At 53.0% G+C, this 4,246-nt stretch carries 2 protein-coding genes; one reads left to right on the top strand and one right to left on the bottom strand.

Annotated features, from left to right (window positions below):
• The coding region (locus L0156_30910; GenBank protein MCI0607412.1) for a PQQ-binding-like beta-propeller repeat protein at window positions 1-1,698 on the bottom strand (1,698 nt) is incomplete at its 3' end.
• 224 nt (window positions 1,699-1,922) lie between these two features.
• On the opposite strand from L0156_30910, the gene L0156_30905 reads away from it, so the two are divergent.
• Window positions 1,923-4,166, top strand: coding sequence for a protein kinase (locus tag L0156_30905; GenBank protein ID MCI0607411.1), 2,244 nt, complete (start codon window positions 1,923-1,925; stop codon window positions 4,164-4,166).
• Window positions 4,167-4,246: the final 80 nt, after the last annotated feature.

Here is a 4,246-nt window from a genome sequence, read left to right as displayed (position 1 = left end):
CTCCGCAAGGACCAGCAGCACCTTTTGATCGGCAAGCAGCACCAGTTGACCCGCACCATACTTGCCGCCTTTCCACTTTTTCGTGCCATCATTCAGATCAATGCACGACAGCATGTTCCCATCAAAACCGTAAGCATGGCCATCCTGAATGACAAAGTCGTTGAAGTAAGGCTTCAGCCCGATCGTGCTCCATCGCTCCTTCACTGTCCATCCGCTTGATTCACGATCTACTGCGACGCGACGCAATCCGTGCGCATCGCCATCCGTGAGCAAGAGATCGCCTTCCGCGGTGATCGCGGGCTGCACAATACGCGTCCCTTTCGGCAGTTCATGTTTCCAGAGAAGTTTTCCGGTTGCAGGTACAACACTGATCGCGCCCGGATTGTTCATCATCAATACCTGCTGCACACCTTCGATTGTCGCAAGATGCGGAGACGTATATTCCTGGCCACCTTTGGGACCGAACCAGCGAGGTTTTCCGGTTTGGAGGTCGTACGCCGCAAGTTGACCCGACACTGCTAAGATCACAGCGTCATCCACCACCAAAGGTGAACTGGAAAAACCCCAGCCTGGAGTTTTTGCTTTTGTGTCCTTCGCTGCATTGCGCGTCCAGACAGCGGATCCATCCGCAGCGTTCAACACGTTCAGAATTCCGGTGCCGCCGAACGCGTAGACACGGCCCTTGTGGAGCGTGGGTGTTCCGCGCGGGCCGGCGCCTGCATTCGACTCCCAGAAACGAGCATCATCGATGTGTCTCCAAACGGGCTCGCCCGTTTTGATGTTGTAACACGAGACCGCTTCTTGTTCACCGCGCTGTTCCTGCGTGTAGATGTGATCGCCATCCACAGCGAACGAAGACCACCCGGGACCGATCGGCCGTCGCCAGATTTCCACCGGCGGAGATGCAGTCCAATCCGTGTTGATCTGCACGCCGCGCACGATGCTGTCGCGGTTCGGCCCGCGAAATCCGGGCCACTCAGGTTCCTTCTGTGCGACTGCCTGTGCTGCAGGTGTAGCTTCTGCGGTCTGTTCTTGTTCCGGTGGTTTCGGTTGCGCTTGTTGTGTTTGAGGTTCTGTCGCGGTAGAGGGAGTCTCTGCAGTTTGATCGATCGTTTGAGGTTGGACCTCTTGCTGCGGAGCAGGTGTCACCGCAGAAGGCGGGATCGTTTGCTCCTGCGCCAGCAGACGATCTTCAGGCGTTGGACTCCATCGCCAGGCGAAGTCATTCTCCCCTTGGCCCGAAAATCCGCCTGTGCGGATCAAAATCCAGAAACCGCAACCAAGAAAAATCGTCAGAACCATGGTCACGCGCCGTACACGATTCGAAAGCCTGCGCGTCAACACTGCCCATGCAACAAAAGCAACGGTCAGAATTGGAATCGACAAAATCCAAAACAACATCCCCATGGCGCCTTTCGCGATCGAGATATGGAGGAACTGGTATGTAGCAAACAACGCAAGGGCCATGACAGCGAGTGCTCCTAACCGTTCGGACCACAGAGCGCGGCTAAAGAACAGCCACCAGAGTATGATCGCCACCGCAGCGCCCAGGCTTCCCAATAGCCCGTAAACCATGTATTCGGGAAGGAGTAACGGAACAAGATATTTGGAAACGAGAAGCACGATTGCAAGCACAACGCCCGGCCACAACCGGAGCGGTTTTTGGAGACTTTTATTGTTGTTCTGAGAGTTGTTCATAAAAGATCTAACGTACCTCGCAGTCTGTTTGTTCGCAAATCGTCGACGTAAAAGCTATGGTATCACCTTCGAGTATGCTCGGTTAGCTGCGTTATGCAATCGAGCAGCAATGCAATCGCTATTCAAACATTGCGGTCGCGCTGTGGAAAGGCCTACTCCAGAATCGACTCCTAGTTGCGGAGAAAATTTGATGTTACAGTTGTGCAAAGAGAGAAACTGTTTTCATGATTGGCAAAACACTCAACCATTTCAAAGTCCTCGACCGTCTGGGGAAAGGTGGAATGGGTGAAGTCTACGTTGCAGAGGACAGCAAGTTAAAACGGAAAGTTGCGCTCAAAGTTTTGCCGGAAGAAGTGGCACGGGATCCTGCGCGCTTGGATCGGTTCCAGCGCGAAGCCGAATCGATTGCCGCTCTGAATCACCCCAACATCGTGACGATTTATTCGATCGAAGAAGCCGATGGAATTCGCTTCCTGACAATGGAGCTTGTACAAGGCGAAACGCTCATTCAATTGATTCCTTCTAATGGCCTAGATGTTGAAACCTTCCTTCGTTTCAGCGCACCGGTTGCCGAAGCGCTTTCTGCCGCCCATGAAAAAGGCATCATTCATCGCGATTTAAAGCCAGGCAACATCATGGTGAGCCAGGAAGGAAGAATCAAAGTACTCGATTTCGGTCTTGCCAAGCTGATGCGGGATGATTCCGATCCGGATTCGTCACGCATGGAGACTCACGCGCAAACGGAAGCCGGAATCGTTCTTGGGACAATGCCTTACATGTCGCCGGAACAGATTCAAGGAAAAAGATTGGATCACCGGTCCGATATTTTTTCTCTTGGAATCATTTTTTACGAAATGATTACGGGGCGCCGCCCATTTCACGGAGACACCTCCGCTGAGCTGATTTCCGCCATCATGAGGGATACACCTGGCCCGGTCGGCGATTTGAAGGCAGGCACTCCAGAACATTTGGAGCGAATCATCCGGCGTTGCTTGATGAAAGATCCGAGAGATCGCTATCAGACTGCGCGCGATGTGTACAACGAATTATGCGACCTGAAGAGCGGATCATCCCCACGGCCGTCCCGGAGCGGAAATTCGATTGCTGTCTTGCCTTTCACGAATATGAGCGCGGATGATGAAAATGAATATTTCTGTGACGGCCTGGCGGAAGAACTGCTCAATGCGCTGGCGAAGATTGATCATTTGAAAGTGGCGGCTCGGACATCTTCATTCTCTTTCAAGAATAAAAACGCGAATGCCAGCCAAATCGGAAAGGCTTTGCACGTCAAAACAATTCTGGAAGGCAGCGTCAGGAAATCGGGGAATCGGCTGCGCATTACGGCGCAGCTCATTCATGCCGCAGACGGTTATCATCTCTGGTCTGAGCGTTACGACCGCGAGATGAAAGATATCTTTGACGTGCAGGATGAAATCACACTTGCGGTTGTCGATGCGCTGAAGGTAAAGCTGTTTGGCGAAGAGCAGAGCGCCGTACTGAAGCATCACACGAGGAACCCCGAAGCGCACGAATTCTATCTCCGAGGTCTTTTTTACTTCAACAGGTTTACGCCTGACGATTTTCAAAAAGCCAGCGAGAGTTTTCGCCGGGCCATCGCCATCGATCCACGGTACGGATCAGCTTACGCCGGGCTGGCCGACGCTTATACCGAACTGTCCTTTTACACTTTCTCGCCGAGTGAAACGATGCCGAAGGCGAGAGAAGCAGCCAACAAGGCGTTGGAACTTGATGACAGGCTGGCCGAAGCTCACAATTCCCTGGCGATCATCAAAATGTACTTCGACTGGGACTACGCCGGCGCAGAGCAGGAGTTCAAACGCGCCATCGCTCTCAATCCTGGCAGCGCTCCTATTCATATGTGGTATGGCTGGTATCTGGGCTTGATGGGGCGCTTTGATGAAAGCTTCAAAGAGATGCAGGGTGCGCAGGAGCTGGATCCGCTGTCCGCCGCGAACAATAGCGGTATTGGCATCGTCTTCCATTGGTCGCGACAACCTGAGCGCGCAATTGAACAGTTTCGAAAAGTGCTCGAGCTGAATCCGAATTATCTCATCGCCCGCAGCTTCCTCGCTGAGGCGTATGAACAGAAGGGCGACTTCGTTTCGGCTATTGCGACAATCGAGAAGATACACCAAGCAGAAACCAACCCTCTTACCTTATCAACGTTGGGATACGTGTATGCGAAATCCGGAGACCGTCACATGGCGCTGGAGATTCTGAATGAGTTTGTGAAGCGATCGAATCAGGAATACGTACCGGCTTTTAACTTCGCGCAGATTTACGCGGGACTCGGTGATCAGTCGCAGGCTCTTGCGTGGCTTGAAAAGGCCTGCAACGAGCGAGCGGTATGGATTCCCTTCTTGAAAGTGGATCTGAAATTCGATCCGCTGCGCTCCAACCCCCGCTTTCAGGAATTGCTGAAGAAAGTCGGCTTTCCGGCAGTGTGAATTCAAGGAGAATGATCTCCGTCAACTTCGTTGGCTACCGTCGCGCCGCCTGCACCTTCGTGCCATAGTCGAGCGACGCG

Source organism: bacterium (genome assembly GCA_022616075.1).
Taxonomy (GTDB): domain Bacteria; phylum Acidobacteriota; class HRBIN11; order JAKEFK01; family JAKEFK01; genus JAKEFK01.
Note: the sequence above shows the minus strand (reverse complement) of the source record. Positions and strands in the feature narration are given on the sequence as shown.

What these genes read in the sequence shown, in the direction of transcription:
- L0156_30905 (MCI0607411.1), top strand. Translation starts at nt 1,923, where the DNA reads ATGATTGGCAAAACACTCAACCATTTCAAAGTCCTCGACCGTCTGGGG.